This is a genomic window from Streptococcus viridans (assembly GCF_900636365.1).
Lineage (GTDB): Bacteria > Bacillota > Bacilli > Lactobacillales > Streptococcaceae > Streptococcus > Streptococcus viridans_A.
This window is the reverse complement of record NZ_LR134266.1, coordinates 137,501-158,884: the sequence shown is the minus strand read 5'-3', so window position 1 is coordinate 158,884 and position 21,384 is coordinate 137,501. Positions and strand designations below refer to the sequence as shown.

The following is a 21,384-nucleotide window of genomic DNA, read 5'->3' as shown; positions in this document are numbered from 1 at the left end:
GGACATCTTTCTCCTCCTTCAACATCATTTTCTTTAAAGACAGCCTTTTGGATTAGGTCGTATAAATGGTCGAAGCTGTTGCAATGGTATGCCATTGGTTGGCAGTCGTTGCTGCGAAGTCCTTATCTGCATAGAAATCATTAAATGGCAAGATGTCTACTTCTAGTTCATCAATACGAGAAATGTCACCTGCTAGGTAGTTTTCAATACGATTTTCTGCTCGCTTAATCCGTTGTAAGAGTCCACCCATGCGGATATCCACGGTATCCAAACCAAAGACCTTGTTTTCTTTCAACCATTGCTGGCTAAAGAGCTTGTGGAAGGTTTCTATCTTACTTCTTAATTTTGGTAATTCTTCTCTGGCAATTTGTTGCAAGCTTTCTTTATCATCTGCTTGATAGGCTTGACGAATGCGTCGTCCCACATCAACCTTGCCACTTAAAATAGCATTCAACTGGGCCTGAGTTTCGAAAAGATAAGTATAGATGCCTGCTCTTTCTTTAATATCAGACAAAATCTCAGCTGCTTTGGCAAAGTGTGGTTTGTCCTGTTCAGGTGTCATGTGCTTGTCAAGAATTGGGCAGAGAACATCCTGATAAAAAACATAGCGGTTAGGATTGATACCACTTAGATTTCCTGGTAGATCTGGTAAGAGGTTGGCCAAATCCAGCTGCATAAAGTCCTCAACTGATAGACCTGTATTGATCTTGAAATGAGCAGACAAACGCTCTAAATCATTTCGATAGCTGAGTTCGGCCCAGATCTGCAAACTAGGTAGAATAGAGAACTGAGCTGTTTCACCACCATTATCTCCCCAACCCGTCACGATGACTTCCTTGATCTGATTGGCACGGCAGGCTTTATTGGCTTCTACTGCAATGAGACGACTGAAATGGTTGTGTGGTGTAAAACCAATCCATTTCCAAGCACCACCTGCAAAGGCGATATCCTGACTAATCTTGTGGTGATTACGGAAGTTTCGGTTGTATTTTTCCTCGCTATCTTGGTAATAATCCCAGTAAACCAAGGTGACACGGTCCTTAAGACGGTCAAGATAAACGCGCGTTTCCTCTGGAATTTCTACCTCACGATCGTACTGGCCATCTGCTGACATGAGCTTGAAGAACATATCGCTCCACATCTGGCAGTGGAAACCATACTTGTCCGCAATATCCAGCACGCGCTCCAAGTGTTGGCACATAAGAAGACTACGATCCACCACACCGTTTAGGATAAGGTAACGTCCCAAACCAACCAAGTGGGCTTCGTCCATTCCGATATTGACCTTGCGAGTTTGTAGTTTAGACAACGTCGCAAACATGCCATCAATCAGGTCATAGACTTTTTCTTCGCCAATGAGGAGAATGTCTTCTACATCACGGAGTTCTTGTACTTCTTTGACGCCCCATTTGACAAAGGCTGATAAGTGAGCCAAAGTTTGGATACATGGGACAAAGGTCATGTCAAACTGCTGGGCGTAGGCTTCGATTTCCTGTAACTCTTCAGCAGCATAAGCTCCACGGAAATAACCAAAGTAAGGGTGCCCCTCGATTTGATAAGTGTCTTCCATGTAGAGCTCAAAGCTTGAGTAGCCCATGAGAGCCAAGACTTTAATCATCTGCTTGGCAGATGTGACATTGAGCACGGCATTGCGTGAACAGTCTGCCATATAGGCTAAATCTTCATAGGCCGCCTGCTCTTCAATCTCTACCTTGTCCCCTTCTGCTAAAGCTGTTGCCAGTACAGACAAGGCACGGTAGAGTTGATGAGGTTTGCGGTAGGTCAGTTGATACTGCCCATTCTCACCCTCGATAGAGATAGAAGCTTTGTCAGACTGAGCGACCGCCACTTCTACATCTGGTAGAGAAATGTGATTGTTTAATGCTTCGATAGATTGGGCTTGTTTGGGACTAAGTCCTGTAAAACTTACCATTGGTTTTCCTCCTGTAACCAGTTGACAAGGGCACCGTAGAGATTGGCATCTGCCTGGTAGGTGCAGGCTTGAATAACTGGAGCGATGGTATATTCTTCATATCTTTCCACAAAGGCGTCTACCGCTTTTTGCACCCCTTTGATAAAATCTGGGTTCTGACTGATAGAACCACCTAGGCTAATCACATCTGGATCAATCAGGTACCGGATATTGAGCAATCCTTGAGCAAGATTACGATTCATACGCTCAATGGCTTCTTGGCAGAGGGTGTTTCCTGCTGCAGCCTCATGGTAAATCTTTCGTCCGTCCCAATCAGACTGACCAGACTTTTCAATGACGTAGCGAACCATGTTTCCTGTAGAAGCAAGTTGTGACCAGTTATTGAGCTTTTCTGCTGGTTCGATGGTTGTCATATAGCCAAACTCTCCACCCAAACCATGACGACCGCGGTGAAGCTTACCATTGATAATCAGAGCGCCACCGATTCCTGTACCAATCACGACACAGGCTGCATTTTCAATTTCAGGATGAGCTAACAGTTCACTCAGTCCAACACAGTTGGCATCATTTTCTAGATGGACAGGAAGCTTATGATGAGCAAGGACCTCATACCAAGAAAAACCATGAATGTAAGGGATGGCACTAATTCCTTCAATCACTCCTGTTTCTTGATTAACGGCTCCTGGCACACTCATAGCAATCCCACGATAGTCACGTTCTGACAAGCGTTGCTCTAACCAAGCTAGCAACTCTTCCAGAGTCTCTGGAGTTGGGGTGCTGGTCTTATCTAAAATCTTTCCATCAGGAGTTAGACTGGCAAACTTAATCCCAGTTCCTCCAATATCAATGGTTGCAAGGGTCATGGCTTTCACCTGTAAAAAGGAGCGAGTCAGTAGTTTGTTCTTACTTTTTCGCTCCTCCTTTCTGTTTATGGTTTCTTTTTGAAATTAAATTTCTTCTTTTTTGATCAATTCTGTACGAATTTCTTGTGGTGCCAATAGTCCTGAATGAACTGGATATGGGCGTTCCAGCAAGTCAAGAATGGTTTGTTGTTTTTCAGATACCCGAACGTTTTCTTGGCTCATGTTGTAGTAACGAAGAACGTAACCTTCTTCATTTTCAGCAACTTTAAAGGCTGTTGGGCATACTTGTGGCAAGTTCAGTACCGGATGGTTAAAAAGACTTCCCGTTGCTGCAACGCTACCCTCTTGTTTTGCAACTTGAAGAGCTGTAAATGGCACCTGGAAGGCTTTGGCACGACGGAAAGCTGAAAAACGATCCTGAGCTTGGTGGCACTCTACTGCAAACTCAACTTCGATAGCTCGCAAGCACTGAGCTTCCGGTGTTGGGAAGTAGCCCCAGTCACCGAGTTCACCTGAAGCACGGAGAAGGGTTACAGCCATGGTGTCGTCTCCAAGAATTTCATACTCGTGCAATCCTTTATTGGATACTGTCACTCCTTTAACATCATCATACAAGCTGACAAAGGCTTGTTGGTGTTGTGGATTTTCAGGATTTTCCCAAGAAGCTGCTGGTTTATTTGGCCGTGTCACAACTTCATAGATGCTTTCAGAATCGTTACTTGGTCGAGTGTTATGAGTTTTGACCAAGAGCCGGATACGGTGGTCTTTAGCTGTATTGGTGAAGCGCGTCTTGAAGCGAATCTGCGGGTCATCCACAAAGACGGTCATCACTGTTTCAAGAGGGATGGTTGTCACCTCTTCTGAACGACCTGCCTCTCGGTTCATAAACTCAATAATGCCTCTTTGCTCCGCATCCAATTTTTCATCTGCACTGACTGGGATGGTTAAGTCATGCTTGAGCAAGATTTTGGCATAACGAGCATTGTTTTCCAAGATCTCATGGCTTTTCAGCTCCGCATAGATTGGCTCGGTTCCTTTTGGTTGGAAGTAAATATACTCATTTCCAATATCCCCACGATCCTCGAATTGGATGAAGTCTTCGTAAGCTTCGTTAGTCGTCTTATCGTAAAGGGTCAAGCCATCATCAATACTGAGAGTTACGAATGGTGTATCGAGAACCCCATTTTGGTAAATCCCATCATGATGGGAAGCTTTTCCTTCCAGAAGCTGGAAGGTGGTCCAAGAAAGAGGTGATAGGTGAACTGGAACCGTCACGCGCACTTGACGCGCAATATAGGGTTGGCGGAATTTATCCTTAGGTAAGGTATAGCCAAAGCTTGCCCCCAAGTCTTCAATCTCAGCTTCTACAAGATGCCCATCTAAATCCTCTACATGATAGTCTGGCAAGGTCAGAGCGGCCATTTTCTTGAAGCCTTCTGTCGGGTGCAATTCCTTAAATGGACAAACAGCTACATCGACAATCGTACTGACGGTATCCACCTTGCCATGCAAGCCAGTGTTCATAACCGTAAAGAGATGCTCACTCTGGGCTTTCTGAGTCGCAAGTTTCTCTTTCCATTCGTTCAAAAGGTTGGTTTTGACGAAGTTTCCAACTTGATTGACCTTGGCAAAACGAACTTCCATTTCACGGTGAACTTCGTCAATACTGCAGCCACAGATACTATCATGCGGTGCATTTTGTAAGAGCGTCTTCCAGGCATAGGTCAATTGATCCTTGTGGTTATGTCCACCAGTGATGATGGTCAAAGGTTCCACCACTTGCTCTAGCAAATTGCTGTTCTCTTGAAAGGCTTGTTTGAGGTAAACGCGTGAAGAGGAGGTATTCGCCAGAGTATACCAACCATCCGTTTCCTGACTGGTCAACTCACCTGTGACGGTTGATAATTGTTCAGGAAGGGCACTTTCTACTGCTTGCACGTAGTCATCAAAGGAACTGTGAATAAAGGTCACGTCAGGGAAGAGTTCATTAGCGACGCGAATGGCTTCACTCAAGTTTCGTTGAACGGGTTGGTGGTCACAGCCGTTCATCATCAACCATTGGTTGGTCGATGCATAGTCACGGACATCCGCCAATTTTTGTTTCCAGAAAGTCAAGGCTTCGTCTTTATCCACTGGAATTTCATTCCCGTTACTGTACCAGTTGGCAAAGAGAATGCCCAGCACACGACTACCATCTGCCCCTTGCCAGTACATCTCAGAAAATTGAGAGGTAAATTGCTCATCTTCGAGGACTTGGTTATCAAATCCGATTGGTTTGACACCGCGACCAAAGGCTGCGACGTGAATGCCTGACTTTTGAAGGATTTGAGGAGCTTGTCCCATATTTCCAAAGGTATCTGGGAAATAACCGATCTGCGTAGATTTGCCCCATTTGGCACATTCCGCTTGTCCAATCAAGGTATTGCGGACGTTAGCTTCACTGGAAATCAAGTAATCATCCTGCAAGATATAGAAGGGTCCAATCTTGAGTTTGCCTTCGTCGATATAACGCTGCACCTTGTCACGGTTTTCAGGACGAATTTCTAAATAGTCATCAAGGACGATCGTTTGGCCATCCAAGTGGAAGCTCTTGAATTCAGGATCATTTTCAAAAAGATCAAACAGATTGTCAAACAGTTCCACCAATTGCATGCGGTGGCTTTCAAAAGGTAGATACCACTCACGATCCCAGTGGCTGTGAGAGATGATATGTACAACAACATTTTCCATGAGTAAAACCTCATTCTAACTTAAATTTAAAAATAGATTTGTGATTCTTTAGAAGAATCTGTTGAGCGACAGCTCATTAACGAATATCCAAGTAATCCAAGACTAATTCGCAGAACATCATGTTGGCCCAAGAGAACCATTCGCGCGAGTATTTAGTCGGATCATCTACGTGGAAGCTTTCGTGCATGACACCCGTACCACCATCACAAGCAACCAACTGATCAAGCAAGAATTTCTTCTCAGCTTTATCTGTAGCTGTTAAACCTTGGATCGACAGGGCAATCGGCCAGATATAGCGGTAGAAAGTATGAGAGCTTCCGAGACCGCTAGCGTATTCTCCTTGGTAGAAGTAGGGATTTTCAGGGCTGAGAATGGTGCGACGAGTGGCTTGATAGACCTCATCGTTCACATCACAGTAACCAAGATAGGGAGCAGCTAACAAACTTGGTACGTTAGGGTCGTCCATGATGCTAGCATTTCCTAAACCGTCTACTTCAAAGGCATAGATCTTCTCGCCCTTGCTGTTAGTCGTGTAGGCGTAATTTTCGATCCCTTCTTGAATCTCAGCCTGCAGACGTTTAGCGTCAGCAATGATGCTTTCACTATCAGCTAGATTCAATGTAGCAAAGATTTCTTGGACATAACCTAAGACAACGACTGCAAACATATTGGACGGAATCAAGTAGCTATATTGACAACAATCATCACTCGGACGAAAGGCTGACCAGGTCATGCCTGTCACAGCAAAGTCAGGGCCAAAACCATCATTTACCAAGGTATCTTCCTTACGATCGGTATCACGGACGAAACGGTATGGTGAGTTATTGTGGTCTTGCTCCACCGTCCAGAGATGAAGGATCTCCTTGGTCGCCGTAACAAAAGTTTCATCAAATTGGCTAGTCTCACCAGTTTCTCTCCAAAGGAGATAAGCTAATTGCAAGGGATAGCAAAGCGAATCCACTTCATACTTGCGTTCCCAAATCCAGCCATTGAGGTCTGTATGATCTGTTTCGTGGTGACCCTTCCAGTTCTCTTCAATATTGAAGGAATTAGCATAGGGATCCTTGAGGATCAATGTCACCTGACGTTTGACCAGACCTGCAATGGTCTGACGCAAGAGAGGATCTCTTTTAGCCACATGAAGATAAGGTCTCAATTGAGCCGTTGAGTCACGCAACCACATAGCTGGGATATCTCCCGTCAGTACAAAAGTTGAGCCATCTTCTAAGATTTCAACGGTATTGTCTAAAGTGTCTGTATAGCAACGCTCAAAGACATCTACCCATTCAGGGTAATCCTTAGCACGTTCTGCTACTTGATCCAACCATTCTCTAACGATTTCTTTTGAATAGGTCATTTGTTTTCCTCACACTCGTCGATTCTTTCCTATTCAGTATAAAAGATTTCAAAGGGGAAATACATACGCAAATTATAGCCCTTTTTCTACAAACTTTTCTAGTTTTGAAAAAGACTTTCCGATTTGAGTAGCTTCTGCTAAAATAAAGAAAGAAAAGGGCTTGAAGACTCTAGTATGAAATAGGAGGTCCCGCATGAAGACCGATATTACTCGCATTGATACCCGCTTAGGAACAGACAATCACTCAGCTTATTCCAACGGCAACACCCTCCCTTACACAGGAGTTCCTTTTGGGATGAATTATTTTCTCCCACAGACGACACATGAACAGGGTGCTTGGTTTTTCAACCCCAACCTTCCAATCTTTCAAGGCATCCGCTTGACCCATCAGCCTAGCCCTTGGATTGGGGATTTTTCTTGGTGTCTCCTTACCCCACTAACAGATATTCCGAGTCAAGAAGACCTCTATTTTAGACAGAGCAGTTACCGGATCCAAGAAGCTATCTTTCAGCCCCATTATTTAGCCCTCACCTCAGAGCGCTATCAAATCCACTCAGAGGTGACGCCAAGCCTTTATGGAGCCTTCCTTCGCTTTAAAGGGCCGTCTACACTAGCGCTTGCCTTGCACTGTCCCAATGGACTAACTGAGGTGAAATTCGGAGAAACGGATCTTCACTTCCACATCCTAGACCAAAATCATACAGACCAACAAGACTTTCCTTTCTATCTTCATTTCAAATTCGACCAAGCTATCACCCGAACTCACTGGCTGGGTCAAGATTTGATCCTAGAGTTTGACAGCCCCACGCTGGAAGCTCGATTAGGCACTTCCTTTATTAACTCTGAGTTGGCCAAATCTCACCTCCCTAAAGCTAGCTTTGAAGAGATAAAAGAAGAAGTCAGCCACCAGTGGCAAGAGCTAATGGACCGATTTGAAATTTTAGATACAGGTGGAGAGGATCGAACCTTTTTCGATCACTGTCTCTACCGTAGTCTGCTCTTTCCTCAGACTTGTTATGAAGTGACCCCTGAGGGGAAAGCAGTCCATCGCGACTTCGCTCACAACCGCATTCAAGAAGGAAAATACTTCACTAGTTTGGGCTTCTGGGACCTCTTCCGGACCACCTTCCCTCTCTATAGCCTAGTCTATCCCGAGCTCTATCAGGAATTTCTCGAAGGCTTCCTCAGCCATTACCGGGATACCGGTTTCCTCCCTAAATGGCTAGCGCCGGACGAAAGAGGCATGATGCCTGGAACCCTCATTGACGGGGTCATTGCAGATGCTATTCAGAAAAGCCTAGCCCCCGACCTCCACACGGAGCTTTTTGAAGCCATGTTGGATACAGCTAGGAAAGAGGATCCAGATGGTCATTATGGTCGACGAGGAGCTAAAGAATATCAGGAGTTAGGCTATCTATCCACCGACTATCACGAAAGCGTGAGTCACACCATTGACTTCTCCTATAGCGACTTTTGTATTGCCCAAACTGCCCAGCTACTTGGCAAGGAAGAGTTGGCCAAAGAATATGCCCAGTCTAGTCTTTCCTATCGAACCCTCTTTGATCCAGAAACAGGTTATATTCGGGCCAAAGATAAGAAAGGTCATTTTAGACCAGACTTCTCGCCCATCAGTTGGGGACGCGACTATGCAGAGTGCTCTGCCATTCAGGCAACCTTAGGCGCCCTTCACGACATCGAGGGCCTCAAGCAACTTTTTGGTGGAGAAGAAGGCTTCACCCACTATTTAACTCGACTAGCCACTCAAGCACCGCATTATGAGGTGACGGGCTATGGCTACGAAATTCATGAAATGAGTGAGATGGCCCAAGCTCCTTTTGGGCAAATTGCCATTTCAAACCAACCGAGCTTTCACATCCCCTATCTCTTTCGCTATAGCCAACACCCGGAATACACTAGCGTCCTGATCCAAGCCCTTCGCAAAGAAGCCTTCCAGCCAAGCTTCCAAGCCTATCCAGGAGATGAAGATAATGGCAGTCTATCTTCTTGGTATATCTGGTCGGTTTTGGGACTCTATCCGACTTGTCCAGGCAAGCCAGTCTATGACCTAGGAATCCCCCTCTTCAAACACCTGCGCCTCTATCTCCCTCAAGAGAAAAAATGGCTGCATATCCATAGCACAGCCCACACAGCCCAGGCACACTTTCTTCAAGATGTTTCCCTTGATGGAAAAAGAATCGACAGAGTGAGGCACCAAGACCTCTTAAAAGCAGAGAAGTTAGACTTCCACCTTTCTTGGCTCCCTAAAATCTAAAAAAGAATGAAGAGTAGGACACTCTTCATTCTTTTTCATTACACATATACTAGCTAGTCGCCGACCTTATAGAGGAAAGAACCTTGTTCCGTAAAACTGTACATTCCAGTTCCGGTCCAGAGACGGTCCTTGCTAGCATCAGAATCATCATGGAAGACGACCTCTCCATTTTCGTCCGTTTGATCATCAATCGTAAGCCCAGCAGGGATGAATTCCATCAGAAATCCACCTGTGATTCCTCCGTAGACTCCTCCTGAAACAGTTCCATAGTCTGTCAAAGAGAGGCCATAAGACTCATATTCGTTAGAGACCAAACCATTTTGATCAAAGACGAGTTTATTCCCCTTATCATCTTGCCAGACACCAGCTACACTACTATAATCCCCTTGAGCGATTGCTTCAATATCCATCTTTGTTTTTTCTTTCTTATCACTAGAGCTCTCAACTTTCTTTGTTTCACTAGTAGCTGCGCTATCCTTCGATTGACGAACTGTACTTTCTTTACTTTCAGATCCTGTCTCCTGCTTTTTATCACCACAGGATCCAAGGAAAAACAGTAGAGCAGAAAGCAACAATAGCAAACGATACTTTTTCATCATGAATCTCCCCACATTCAATCTATTCTATAAGCCTTATTTTATCCTTTTTCTAGCAAATTGACAAGTTTCTGTTACTATCAAAAAAGGAACCAGCTGGTTCCTTCTCTATTTGATTAATGGGCTAACATTTCCTGTGCAATTTCAAATCCTGTCAAGTCACTTGGGTAGTAAGTAGGCCAATTTTCTAATTCCTTATAAAGAGCCTCTTGACTTTCCCCACCGAAGAAAATGTGGAAGCGAGCTGCCTTATTAGGAGAAATTTGGTGGTCACTGAATTGAACATACTTGAATTCACCCGCATTTGGATCAGTTGCTTCAAAGAGATAACGCACTCCACGATTCCCTTTTGTATAGGTTAGTGTATGCTTCCCAGCATAGCGGTATTCGAACTTCTTCTCTTCCCCATTCTTATAGAAGGTCATGGTTTTGTCTGTAATGACAATCCGTTCGACATCTGTTTTATAACCTGTGGTGTAGTAGGCTTTATACTCCTCAGCTGTTTTGGACTTAGTTAATTTGGCTTTGTAGTCAAAGACTTGATCCAAGGTTCCATCTTTTAGATAAGGATACACAGACTGCCAGTCTCCCGCATAGTCTGAAAGAGTTCGGTCCTTAATATCACTGTCCTCAAAGTAGCCATTGGCTACTGTTTTGGTGTCTTCTTCCTCTTCTGGAGCGATTTCTTTTCCGGCTTGAGTCGTTGTTAACTCCAAAGATTTGAGGTTGGCTCCCATGATAGAGATGTAGTCTTCACCATCTTTCATCTGCTCATCTGTCAAGCTCTCTAATGGATTCAAAACAGCTAGATCCACACCGGTTTCAGCAGATAAGGTTTTCGATAAGGATTTAGAAGCATTTTCTTCAAAGTAGATGACCTTGATGTCGTTCTTCTTGATATACTCTGTCAATTCACTCAAACGAGTCGCAGACGGTTCACTATCTGGTGACAAACCTGAAATAGAGACTTGATTCAAGCCATAATCCAAGGCCAAATAACGGAAAGCTGCGTGTTGAGTGACAAAGTTTTTCTGTTTCGCTTCAGATAAGCTCTTCGTATAACTGTCATCCAATTTTTTCAACTTGGCAATATAGGCATCCGCATTTGCTGTAAAGCTAGCCTTTTTATCTGGGTACTGTTTCACCAGTTGATCACGAATCGTTTCTACCATTTTAATGGCTCTCTGTGGAGAAAGCCAGACATGGGGATCGTACTCATGATGGTGTTCTTCCCCTCCCTCATGGTCATGCTCTTCTTCACCACCTGGTAAAAGAAGCATATTCTCCGTCGCTTTGACAACCTTTGTTTTCTTGCCATCCATTGATTTCAACAACTGAGGCACCCAAGTTTCCATGTTCTCGTTCTCATAGACAAAGACATCTGACTCTTGGATTTTTGCGCGACCCTTGGCAGACAATTCAAAATCATGGGGTTCCGAACCAGAGCCAATCAAGAGCTCCACATCTCCCTCGTCTCCAACGACTTGCTTAGTAAATTCATATACAGGATAGAAAGTCGTCATGACTTTCAATTTCCCTGACTGATTTTGACCACCACTACAAGCTACTAAAAGAAGACTACAAAAGGCTAACACGAGCCATACAAGTTTTTTCATAAGATCACCTATTTTCTAAATTTAACAAAAAGATTTGAGAGCAAAAAGAAGGATACAAATAAGAGGGTAATGGTCGCACTAACCGGTGTATCCGGGTAATAAGAAAGAATGAGACCACTGACCATCCCCACAAAACCAATGACCACTGCCAGAAGCATAACCGAACGGAAGGTCTTTCCTAGCTTTAAAGCAATACTAGCTGGTAAGACCATAATAGTAGATACCAACAAGGAACCTGCAGCCGGAATCATCAAGGCAATAGCCACCCCTGTCACAATATTAAACAAGATAGACATGAGACGCACAGGTAAACCATCTACATAAGCTGTATCCTCATCAAATGTAAGGATATACATGGGACGAATAAAGAGAATCGTTAAAACTAAAACAATGGCTGCAATGATAAACAAAGCAAGCACTTGCTCATCCGTAATGGTCAAGGTAGAGCCAAATAGGTACTGGTCCAAACTCATGGAACTTTTACCGCCACCCTTCATGATCACCAAAGCCAAGGCTAAGCCGGTCGACATGAGAATCGCTGTCCCAATTTCCATAAAATCTTTATAGACTGTTCGTAAGTACTCTAGAAATACAGCAGCTATGATGACCACAATGACTGTAGAAATAGTTGGAGAGAAACCAAGGAAGAGGCCAAAAGCAACCCCTGATAGAGAGACGTGGCTCAGTGTATCACTCATTAAACTCTGACGACGCAAAATCAAAAATACACCTAAGATAGGGGAGAAGAGACTCATGGCAACCATCGCCAACAAGGCCCGTTGCATAAAGTCATATTGAAATAAACTAAGCATGCTCCTCACCTCCATCTTTCTCATGGACATTAAAGCAACGCCATGGAGAATTTTGTTTTCTCACCAAATGGATATTGCGATCGGCAAAATGACTCACTTCTTCAGGATCATGCGTGATCATTAAAACAGCCTTTCCGTGGTGATGGGCACTGTGGTGCATTAATTCATAAAACTCATCCTTGCTACCAGCATCCATCCCTGTAGTTGGTTCATCCAACACAAAAATATCTGGATCTGACGCAAACATTCTTGCAATGACAGCCCGTTGCTTCTGACCACCTGATAGAGCTCCTAAAGGTTTATCTCGATGCTCTAACATTCCAACAGCCGTTAAACTAGCTAAAATATGTTCCTCATCATGATGATTCAAGCGACGAAACCATCCTTTGCGAGGATAACGACCTGATTTAACAAACTCATAAACAGAACTGGGAAAACCTGCATTGAAGCTAGCAATCTGTTGCGGAAGATAGGCAATACGTAATTTCTTTCCAGCTACATTATCCTTGGAAATTTCAACAGTACCCATCTTAGGTTTCAAAATACCAAGACTTGCCTTAATCAAAGTAGATTTGGCTGCACCATTCTCACCAGTCAGCGTCACAAACTCACCACTGTCCAAGTAGTAATTAACTCCTTCAAGAACAGGCTCATGATCATAATAAAAAGAAAGATCTTTAACAGTAATATAACGCATTAACGAAGATCCTCCAATAAGCGCGATAGAAATTTAGAAATAACCATTTGTTCTTCTTGAGAAAATTCACTCAAAACTTGATTATAAACAGCCAATGTATGATCATGATGATGAGAATGTTCTTCAGCAACCGGACGACCTAAATCTGTTAACCGATACAAAACAATACGAGCATCATTCTCATCTTTCAAAGCTTCCAGCATACCAAAAGAAAGTAATTGTTTAACTGCTTTGGTCACAGCAGCTTGACTGACATTTAGTAATTTAGCTAGCTCAGAATTTGAATAATTGTCCTTTGAAAGTAACATTAAAATATGCTCTTGCGTATTGGTTAAAGAAAAACCACTCGTACAGGAACCAATCAAAACTTCATGCTGATTCTCAGAAATAAGTAAAATAGAATTTAAAAACTCATCAATCTGATTAGCCACTTTCATACGTTTATCCTCTCTATTAATCGAAAAAAAAATACTTTACCGGTTAATTATAACACAGTAAAGGAAAATAGTCAAAGTGTTTTCAGAAAACAATGACAAAAATATTAGTAATAAATTAGTAACTGAACGTTAACAATTTAACGAATAAAAGAAAAAGACAAGGTCCGAAAACCTTGTCTTTAATACTATACCGGCGGCCGGGGTCGAACCGGCACGTCCTTGCGGACACTGGATTTTGAGTTCCATAACTACATTTTTTAAATCTTATAACCTTGATTTAATAGGGTTTTAAGAATTTTGAATCTTGCAAAATAGACTGATTTTTCAAATTTTAGTAACTTTTTGGTAACACTTCATACCTTATCGTCCTAAGAGCATCATCAGAGAATAGAGGATATGTCCCAACCGGTCATATTCATACAAAGGTATTCAGAACAAAAGATAACGATCAATTAAACCATCACATAAAACTTGATTGAGAACCTGTGAAATAATCTCAGAAATGAGCTCTTTATCTTGAAAACGACGGCTGTAATTCTTTCCGTATGTAGTAAAATGAGGAACCTTGTCTTTCTAAATCCTCTTTTAATACACGTATTGAAGTCGCAACTCCACTCACTTGTGGAAAGTACGTATCTGTAAATATACCGATTCGCATACTTACCTCCTTAAATTTGAAATAAACAAAATTATTTCTATCATCCTCTCCATTATAAACGATACACGCTGTAGTGTCACTAATAGCTGATAAATTAACTGCTTTTGTAATCTTTAGTGTCAATATTACATAGCAACTTTCATTTCGTGATATAATATCAAACATAAAGATATTTTTAATAAAGAAGGTTATTATATGGATCAAATGGCATTCTACTTACTTTTTCCTAGCTTATTTATGATTCACGAAATGGAAGAGATTCTTCTTATGCCCAAATTTATGTCCTCTATGATTGATAATACGAAATTTAAAAATTTAAAAGAACTCTATACTCCTTATAGGTTTAACTTAATTGTGTTCGAGGAATTTTTAATCCTTCTATGTTTGCTTGCCTATAGTTTCTATTTGGGTAATTTTACAATTTATCAAACTATCATCATCGCATATAACTATCACATTATAATCCATATTATCCAGACTCTTTATCTAAGAAAGTATGTGCCTGGTCTTTTAAGTGGAATTGTAACAGGAGTATACTGTTCATTATTGATTCATCAACTTTTACAAATTAATTTACAACTCTACATATCTTCCATTCTAACATTAATCATTATTATGTTAAATCTAATCTTCTGCTTTAAAGTATTAAATTTCTTTTCTGAAAGATAGTACTGGTACAAAAAAATTTTTACTAATTTTTTTAACTAATAGATACAAAAATAAGGACTTAGCCCTGCACAATACAGAGCTAAGTCCTTTAGACAAATTATAACGTTTTTGGACAGTATAGAACTTAGTTTTTACTTTCAAGTCATTAATTTTTCAATTTCGGGTATTCGGATTTTATGGTGGAAAAGGGCTTATAAATCACCCTTCTCCAAATTCTTAATAAGTGTGGAAAAATCGACACCTAAGTTGTCTGTAATGTCGAAATCATCAGTGTTAAATTATTTTTGTGACCACAAATGCACTTAGAAAATCCCTTAAAGCATTAGCTGGTTCACTTGAATAGGGAGTTGTAAAAAAGTTCCCTTAGCCTGCACAGCAAGATAATTTCGAAACATCTTTATCAAAAGTTAGGACAGCCAGCTTCAATCCTTCTGCCATTGTTAGATATGGAGCCATCGTTTCTCTCAGATCTCCAACAGTTAAACCGAATTTCACAGCTAATGTTGCTGCATAAATTACGTCTCCTGCGTTTTCTGCCACTACATGCGCCCCTAACACTTTCAATGTTTTCGCGTCTGCCACTAATTTGAAAACACCTGTTGTTTCCCGATTAACGAGCGCTCTTGGAACAGCATCCAACGGCAATACCGATGTTTTCACTTCATATCCTTTTTCTTTTGCCTGTTGCTCCGTTAAACCAACCGTTGCAATCGATGGAGAAGTAAACGTAACGCCTGGAACCACTTCTAAATTGACCTTTTGATTTAGTCCTCCGATTGCATTACGAGCAGCAAGTCCACCTTCATAAGCAGCTACATAAACAAATTGGGGACCGAGAGTGACATCTCCAGCTGAATAAATTCGGGAATTGGTCGTTTTAAGATAATCATCAATGACAATTTCACCACGGGAACCAACTTCAACGCCTGCTGCATGTAAGTTTAATGATTCTGTATTTGGTTTTCTTCCAGTGGCAATTAGCAATTGTTCTGCTTCAATAATTCGCTTTTTACCATTTATCTCAACATGAACTTTTTTAATGTCTCCATCTTGCTCAACTCGTTCATAGGTTGCACCTGTTACTAAATTAATTCCCTGTTCTGTTAAGGCCTTAGTAATGGCTTCTGAAATTTCAGGATCGTATTCTTTTAATAGACGCTCGCTTCTTTGAATCAAAGTGACTTCTGACCCGAGGTTATGAAATAGTTGTCCTAATTCCATGCCGATATATCCTGAACCAATTACGGTAAGACGATTTGGAACCTTCTTTAATTCCAATAAGCTAGTGCTTGTTAAATAATCTACTTCATCTAATCCGGGAATATTAGGTGCAGTTGAAGAAGCACCTGTAGCTATTAAAAATCTTTTGGCTGTGATTTGATTGCCATTTACTTCAACTGTATTTTCATTTACGAATTTTGCTTCACCTTTTATTAATTCAAAACCATAATCATCAATTAAATTCACATATTTTTCATTTCGCATCTCGGTTACTAAATCATTCTTTTGTTTTACTAATGGCGCTAAATCAACATTTGAAGCCGAAGTGTGTAATCCCACAAATGGATTATTTTTTGCTAGATGATTGATTTCCCCTGCTCTTAATAAGGTCTTAGAAGGAACGCATCCGACATTAACGCAAGTTCCACCCACCGTTCCACGCTCAATCATAGCCACTTTTGCGTTCAAAGTAACGGCTTCAATGGCAGATGAAAAGGCAGCTCCACCAGAACCGATGATGATGTAATCATAATCATAGTTACCTTCATCATTTAAACTTACATCTGTCCTTTTTTCCGATTGCACTTGTATTTCTTCTGCTTCGCCCGGTTGATATTGTGCGTCAGTAATCGCTGTTTTCGCGATATCAATGTCTACATCATACGGTAGTTCAAACAGTGCTTCTCCGCGATGAAAGTCTACTTCAATCCCTTTTGCACCTGCATTTTCAAGAGCAACCGCAATATGTTCTTCACAACCAGTGCAGGTCATTCCTTCAACGTTTAGCCGATATTTTTTCAATAAATTCGTCTTTTGTTCCGATTGAAATTCTTCTGCTTCGCCCGGGTGATAATTTGCGTCAGCAATCGCCTTTATTGCACTTTCAACCTCAATATCATCGGACAGTTCAAATACTGCTTCACCACGACGATAACTAGACTCAATATTTTTAGCACCTATCTTTTCAAGTGCTGATTCTACGTGTTTTTCACAACCCGTACAAGTCATTCCTGAAATGTTTACCTTAAATTTATTCATAAAAAAGCTCCTTTCGTTAATTAATCTCTCATGTTAATGTTTCTATTATTGGACACGAATGTAATTGCTTGTCATCTGGACATCGTTGTTTTAAGTCGTCTAACATAGTTTCAATTCGTTTTAAATCCTCTATTTGTTTTTGCACTTCCTTTTGTTTTTTAGAAACAAATTCGAACATATCTTGACAACGAACTTCATCTTTATCTACAACACCAAGTAATTTATAAATCTCGCTTAAAGAGAAACCAAGTTCCTGTATTCGTTTAATAAACCCAACACGCTTAACGTCATCATATGAATATATCCGATAACCAGCTTCCGTTCGGTGAGGTTCTTGTAATAAATTTTTTCGCTCGTAATATCTGATCGTTTCTTTATTAACTCCACATTTATCTGCAAACTCACTAATGCGATAAATCATCTTATTTCACCCCCTGAATATTATAAACCATGTACCATAGTACACGGTCAAGTAAATTGGACTATTTTATTTTTTTCCCAAAGTATCACTCGTATGTGATTGATACTTTTATATAATACCATTGATTATCCTAACATCCCACCAGAAAATCCGATTTAAACACCAGTTGTTTTTAAACTATTAAGAAAGTAATTCCACTATATATTCCGAAGACCCTCAATTTCTTTTATTCCTTCAGACTCATCAACGCTTTCGAAAAGTTCTATAGCTCGTTTGAAATGTGTGTTGGCTAATCCTTTATCTTCCAAGGCTAAATAGATCTCACCTAACCCTCTGTAGCTACAAGCCTGAGAAATCACATCATCAGTCTCTAAAGATTGTTCCAGTGACAGATTCATGAATGTAAGAGCTTCATCAAGATTGTTTAATTTCAATCTCACATAGCCTTGTTCGTAGTTATTTATAGCTTTCTTTAGATTATCATTGGGAAAATGCTCTTCAATTATCTTCTCTTCATCTTCAATGAGCTTTAAAGCCTTATGAAAATCACCCTGATCTCTGTAGATCATCGCTAATTGATGTAAGCCAATATGTTCATGTTCTTTATCTTCATTTTGTTGAGCTAATAAAATGTATTTCTCAAAGATATGGGTACACGAGGCATAGTCTTTTTCTGCTAACAATAAATATCCCATCAGATTTAAAAGACTAAAATCTGTACAGGTATCAATGGAAAAATCTTGTTCAACCAACTTTTTAGCTTCTGATGTTTTTCCCTCCAGAAATAAGTCCCAAGCTGTATCAATTTTAGAGACCATCTATTTCCCCTTTCAACTATAAACAACCTTCATTAAATAAAATTATCCAACAAGAATATACTAATCTCTACCTATTGAAACTTAATCAAATAAACCATCAATCTGCATTAAAATAATCATAAACCTCTTTAAAGAGAGTTTGCAAGATTTCTTGCTCTTCTTCATCTAAATTATATTCAGAGACTAGCTCGTCCATATAGTCAAATGCAGTAAAATGATTTTTTATCCCATGCATGACAATAGCAAACTTCAGATCATTTAGTTCTGTTTTATTAAACTCTTTTAATTTTTTCAAATCAATTTTAGTGATTGGATGCGGGACAACATCTAGAGTACTGTAAGTCGTTTTTCCTAATAAATAGTCGGTCGTGGTATCAAATAATTTTGCTAATTTGACAACCGCTTCTAAATTAGGCTCTAAAGTTCCGTTTTCCCAACGAGAATAAGTACCTTGTTGTACATCAATCATCTCAGAAACTTGTACCTGAGTTAATTTCTTACTCTTTCTCAGTTCCTTAAGACGATCTCCAAAAGAATTATTATTAAACATTGTTTCCTCTTCAATATTCGATTCTGTATATTTTGTCTTGACAAAATATTCTAAACGGTATAAAATAGAATTATTCCATAAGGAATATTTATTTTGAGATTAAATATTCCATTGAGAATATTATAGCATAAAAGGAGGTAAAAGCGTATGTAACTAGTAGTCGATTTAAAAAATTTTAATAAAGGAGGTAGGATTCGACAAAATAAAAAAATCTTGAAACAAATGTGCCGTTCGTTCCAAGATCAAAACATATTATGTAACAATTATACCACAGAAAACTCTTCAGTTGCACAAGAAAATTTCGGAGGTTTCACAAAAAGATGACCAATAAAGAGTTAGTCAATCAAATTTCTGGCCTAAACTCTACCTCTACTCTTAAAAATTGGATTCAACTGATTAAAGAGATAAGTGGCAAGGAATTTAAGAAAATTAAAGTTCCTATCAGTAGAAATCCCAGAACTCATCAATTAAGTTATACAGTTGCCTATGACTTTACAGACGAAGACCTTAGACAATTTCAAAAGTTAGCTAACCTAAAACTTGAAATAGGTCTCAAAGAGGCTATACAAGCCGTATTTGGGAGTCTAGCAGACAATGAGCATGAATCCCTAAACCAAGTGATAGATGAGCTCTACGATGAACTGAGCGCCTTAAAACAGGAATTTAAGCGAGAAATGCGACTGATAAAAATTGAGAATTCCAACCTAAAAAAGAAAATCCAAGATATTGAAGAGTCGATGCAAACCGGCTTACTAGGGTTTGTTAACAAGAGGTCAAAAAATAGGTTCGGCTAATAGCGAGTTTTCGGCTGAGCCATGAGGCAGAAAGCCGAAAATGAGCGTAGATGCGGACGGACCATTTTTGACCGATAGGGTGTGTAGTAACACCACCCTCTGCAAGTTAGGTGTACCATCGAAAGAATTCAGTATTTCCAAGGGTTTCGGAGATTTTAAGAGTGGCAAAATTAGGCAAAAAGTTGAATCAAAATCTATGGCAAAAAATGAACATTTACGTTCTGTATTTGACTGGATTCAAATTCAGTTTGATAAGACTGAATTTTCGCCAAGAGAAATAATCGAAGACATTCTATTTCTTGATTATGACCTATTTATTGAGAATAAAGGGAGCCTTAAATACTATAACTATGATAGCCAGCTTCATCATGGGAATATCCGTATCTACTATGGAGCGAAAGAGTCGTCCTACATGCTTGTCATGTCAGGACAGGCACTCGAGTTCTTTAGAGATATGGTATTAGATCCAAATAGTCTGTCCGAAAGACAGTTTCTGAACAACCTCTACTACAATTACAATCAGTTTTCAGTAAGACGAATTGATATTGCAATAGATGATTTTAATGAAACACCCTATTTCACTCCTAATCAGCTTCTAAAGATTTGTCAGAAGAAACGCTTTATATATGGAAAAAGCACTTACTACAATACCTACGGAGATGAAACAATCGGTCAAACCTTATATTTGAGAAAACCCAATGATGATGAAAGACTTAGAATTTACGATAAACGCTTAGAACGAGCTGAGAAGCTCGGCATCAGCAAGCGATTTATAGAAAATTGGATAAGAACTGAGTTAGAACTTAGGAAAGAAAAAGCTCACTACTTCATTCAAGAATGGTTGCATTCAGAAATAGACCTTCTCAACTTTACCAAGGGATATCTCAAGGAAAAAGTGAGGTTCTATAGTGATAGTCACTTCTCAAAACCTTTGAGATCTTGGGAAAAGTTTTTAGGTCACTCAAAACCTGTCTCTATCATTATTTCAAAATCAAAAACAGAACTAGAACAAAAATTAGAATGGTTTACTTATAAAGGTTCAGGGGCTATTCTAAAAGCGTATAAATTTCTATACGACAATAATTTACTGCATGAGTATGAGAAATCTAACTATCTTGCACTCAATAATATGGAATATCCACCAGATTTAGCAAGTGGATTAATAGAAAGGGCAATACTCTTTAAAAGAGAGGATTTGATCCCCACAATCAAAGAAAATATCAAAAGGAGAAATTAACTATGGCAAAAATGCTTTCACAAAATGACTGGAATTTTAATAACATTGGAACAAAATTTGAATTGGATGAAGTCATTCCAAAATTTGAAACGGAAGTCCGAGCTGATGCAAACGGAGAAATTATCAAAAACCGAGATGGTAGCGAAAGACGTTTTAATACCGATAAAATCATTGGTTGGAAATACAATGTAACAATCAAGGATGGACAATTCAAAAAGAAATCAACCCAAGTCTCAGTAGACAAGCCTGATGCCTTGGTTGATAATGACTATATCCAAGCAATGGATGAAGTACCAGTTACATTTGACAATTTACAAGCTACTATGATTAGCACGACAATGTATTACAAGGCGGATGCTATCCATTTAGTAGATGTAAAACAAAAATAAGTAAAATACAAGGGGAGTTAATCCTCCCCTTACTTAATCTAATTAGAAAAGGAGATCACATGATTAAAACTGTAACAAAAGATGACCTTATCGAACTTGGATTTGCTCCAGGAACTGCAAGAAAGATTATCCATACTGGCAAATTACTATTAGTGAATCGTGGTTTTAATATCTACGATAACAAACGGATTGGTACAATTCCAGCCAGTGTCGCTGAAGAACTACTAGGAATTGAACTCCAGAAAGAAGCATAATGAATGACTATTCGTAAAACTA

20 protein-coding genes (1 of these 20 running past the window's edge) are annotated in these 21,384 nt (G+C 40.1%); 7 read left to right on the top strand and 13 right to left on the bottom strand.

Annotation, left to right across the window (positions count from 1 at the left end; genetic code table 11):
- Positions 1–52: 52 nt before the first annotated feature.
- The 4 genes from EL081_RS00975 to EL081_RS00960 form a co-directional block, all read right to left on the bottom strand.
- Entirely contained in the window at positions 53–1,933 is a 1,881-nt protein-coding gene (locus EL081_RS00975; protein WP_126403650.1) for a beta-N-acetylhexosaminidase, read from the bottom strand.
- Positions 1,927–2,796: an ROK family protein gene (locus tag EL081_RS00970; protein WP_126403649.1), complete on the bottom strand. Its 870-nt coding sequence runs from the start codon at positions 2,794–2,796 to the stop codon at positions 1,927–1,929. Before EL081_RS00970 ends, EL081_RS00975 begins: the two co-directional genes overlap by 7 nt.
- A gap of 84 nt (positions 2,797–2,880) precedes the next feature.
- On the bottom strand, positions 2,881–5,526 hold the full coding sequence (locus tag EL081_RS00965) for an alpha-mannosidase (protein ID WP_126403648.1): 2,646 nt from the start codon (positions 5,524–5,526) through the stop codon (positions 2,881–2,883).
- Between the two features lie 76 nt (positions 5,527–5,602).
- On the bottom strand, positions 5,603–6,883 hold the full coding sequence (locus tag EL081_RS00960; RefSeq protein WP_126403647.1) for a glycoside hydrolase family 125 protein: 1,281 nt from the start codon (positions 6,881–6,883) through the stop codon (positions 5,603–5,605).
- Between the two features lie 193 nt (positions 6,884–7,076).
- Here EL081_RS00960 and EL081_RS00955 point away from each other — a divergent pair, with 193 nt between their 5' ends.
- A complete protein-coding gene (locus EL081_RS00955; RefSeq protein WP_126403646.1) occupies positions 7,077–9,155 on the top strand; it encodes a GH92 family glycosyl hydrolase in 2,079 nt (692 codons plus the stop codon).
- Positions 9,156–9,208: 53 nt separating this feature from the next.
- Here EL081_RS00955 and EL081_RS00950 read toward each other — a convergent pair whose 3' ends face one another.
- The 5 genes from EL081_RS00950 to EL081_RS00930 form a co-directional block, all read right to left on the bottom strand.
- Positions 9,209–9,754: a DUF6287 domain-containing protein gene (locus EL081_RS00950; RefSeq protein WP_126403645.1), complete on the bottom strand. Its 546-nt coding sequence runs from the start codon at positions 9,752–9,754 to the stop codon at positions 9,209–9,211.
- Positions 9,755–9,867: 113 nt separating this feature from the next.
- On the bottom strand, positions 9,868–11,367 hold the full coding sequence (locus tag EL081_RS00945; RefSeq protein WP_126403644.1) for a zinc ABC transporter substrate-binding protein AdcA: 1,500 nt from the start codon (positions 11,365–11,367) through the stop codon (positions 9,868–9,870).
- 8 nt (positions 11,368–11,375) lie between these two features.
- On the bottom strand, positions 11,376–12,179 hold the full coding sequence (locus EL081_RS00940) for a metal ABC transporter permease (protein ID WP_125374845.1): 804 nt from the start codon (positions 12,177–12,179) through the stop codon (positions 11,376–11,378).
- A complete protein-coding gene (locus EL081_RS00935; RefSeq protein WP_126403643.1) occupies positions 12,172–12,876 on the bottom strand; it encodes a metal ABC transporter ATP-binding protein in 705 nt (234 codons plus the stop codon). Before EL081_RS00935 ends, EL081_RS00940 begins: the two co-directional genes overlap by 8 nt.
- Entirely contained in the window at positions 12,876–13,313 is a 438-nt protein-coding gene (locus EL081_RS00930) for a zinc-dependent MarR family transcriptional regulator (RefSeq protein WP_006595170.1), read from the bottom strand. Before EL081_RS00930 ends, EL081_RS00935 begins: the two co-directional genes overlap by 1 nt.
- An 853-nt stretch (positions 13,314–14,166) precedes the next feature.
- Between EL081_RS00930 and EL081_RS00920 the strand changes: the two genes are divergently transcribed.
- Positions 14,167–14,640 (top strand): HXXEE domain-containing protein, encoded by a 474-nt coding sequence (locus EL081_RS00920; protein WP_049522734.1) that lies wholly within the window; start codon positions 14,167–14,169, stop codon positions 14,638–14,640.
- A gap of 363 nt (positions 14,641–15,003) precedes the next feature.
- Here EL081_RS00920 and merA read toward each other — a convergent pair whose 3' ends face one another.
- The 4 genes from merA to EL081_RS00900 form a co-directional block, all read right to left on the bottom strand.
- On the bottom strand, positions 15,004–16,899 hold the full coding sequence (gene merA, locus EL081_RS00915) for a mercury(II) reductase (protein ID WP_126403642.1): 1,896 nt from the start codon (positions 16,897–16,899) through the stop codon (positions 15,004–15,006).
- 28 nt (positions 16,900–16,927) lie between these two features.
- On the bottom strand, positions 16,928–17,320 hold the full coding sequence (gene merR / locus EL081_RS00910) for an Hg(II)-responsive transcriptional regulator (RefSeq protein WP_126403641.1): 393 nt from the start codon (positions 17,318–17,320) through the stop codon (positions 16,928–16,930).
- A 197-nt stretch (positions 17,321–17,517) separates the two neighbouring features.
- Complete coding sequence (locus EL081_RS00905; RefSeq protein WP_003009660.1) at positions 17,518–18,138, bottom strand: tetratricopeptide repeat protein; 621 nt, start codon at positions 18,136–18,138, stop codon at positions 17,518–17,520.
- Between the two features lie 97 nt (positions 18,139–18,235).
- Positions 18,236–18,688, bottom strand: coding sequence for a helix-turn-helix domain-containing protein (locus EL081_RS00900; RefSeq protein ID WP_126403640.1), 453 nt, complete (start codon positions 18,686–18,688; stop codon positions 18,236–18,238).
- Between the two features lie 320 nt (positions 18,689–19,008).
- On the opposite strand from EL081_RS00900, the gene EL081_RS00895 reads away from it, so the two are divergent.
- The 5 genes in view from EL081_RS00895 to EL081_RS00875 are tightly spaced (at most 59 nt apart) and all read left to right on the top strand, a layout consistent with a single transcriptional unit that may run on beyond the window.
- A complete protein-coding gene (locus EL081_RS00895; protein WP_126403639.1) occupies positions 19,009–19,482 on the top strand; it encodes a hypothetical protein in 474 nt (157 codons plus the stop codon).
- Between the two features lie 40 nt (positions 19,483–19,522).
- Positions 19,523–20,719 carry a replication initiation factor domain-containing protein gene (locus EL081_RS00890; RefSeq protein ID WP_126403638.1) on the top strand — a complete coding sequence of 399 codons (1,197 nt, stop codon included), beginning with the start codon at positions 19,523–19,525 and terminating at the stop codon, positions 20,717–20,719.
- Between the two features lie 2 nt (positions 20,720–20,721).
- Complete coding sequence (locus EL081_RS00885) at positions 20,722–21,108, top strand: hypothetical protein (RefSeq protein ID WP_126403637.1); 387 nt, start codon at positions 20,722–20,724, stop codon at positions 21,106–21,108.
- A gap of 59 nt (positions 21,109–21,167) precedes the next feature.
- Positions 21,168–21,362, top strand: a complete 195-nt coding sequence (locus tag EL081_RS00880; RefSeq protein ID WP_000598356.1) for a DUF3173 domain-containing protein — start codon at positions 21,168–21,170, stop codon at positions 21,360–21,362.
- Between the two features lie 3 nt (positions 21,363–21,365).
- On the top strand, positions 21,366–21,384 hold the 5' portion of the coding sequence (locus tag EL081_RS00875; RefSeq protein WP_126403636.1) for a tyrosine-type recombinase/integrase. Its footprint extends 1,115 nt past the window's final position; only the first 19 of its 1,134 coding nucleotides appear in the window; the start codon lies at positions 21,366–21,368; the stop codon falls past the right edge of the window.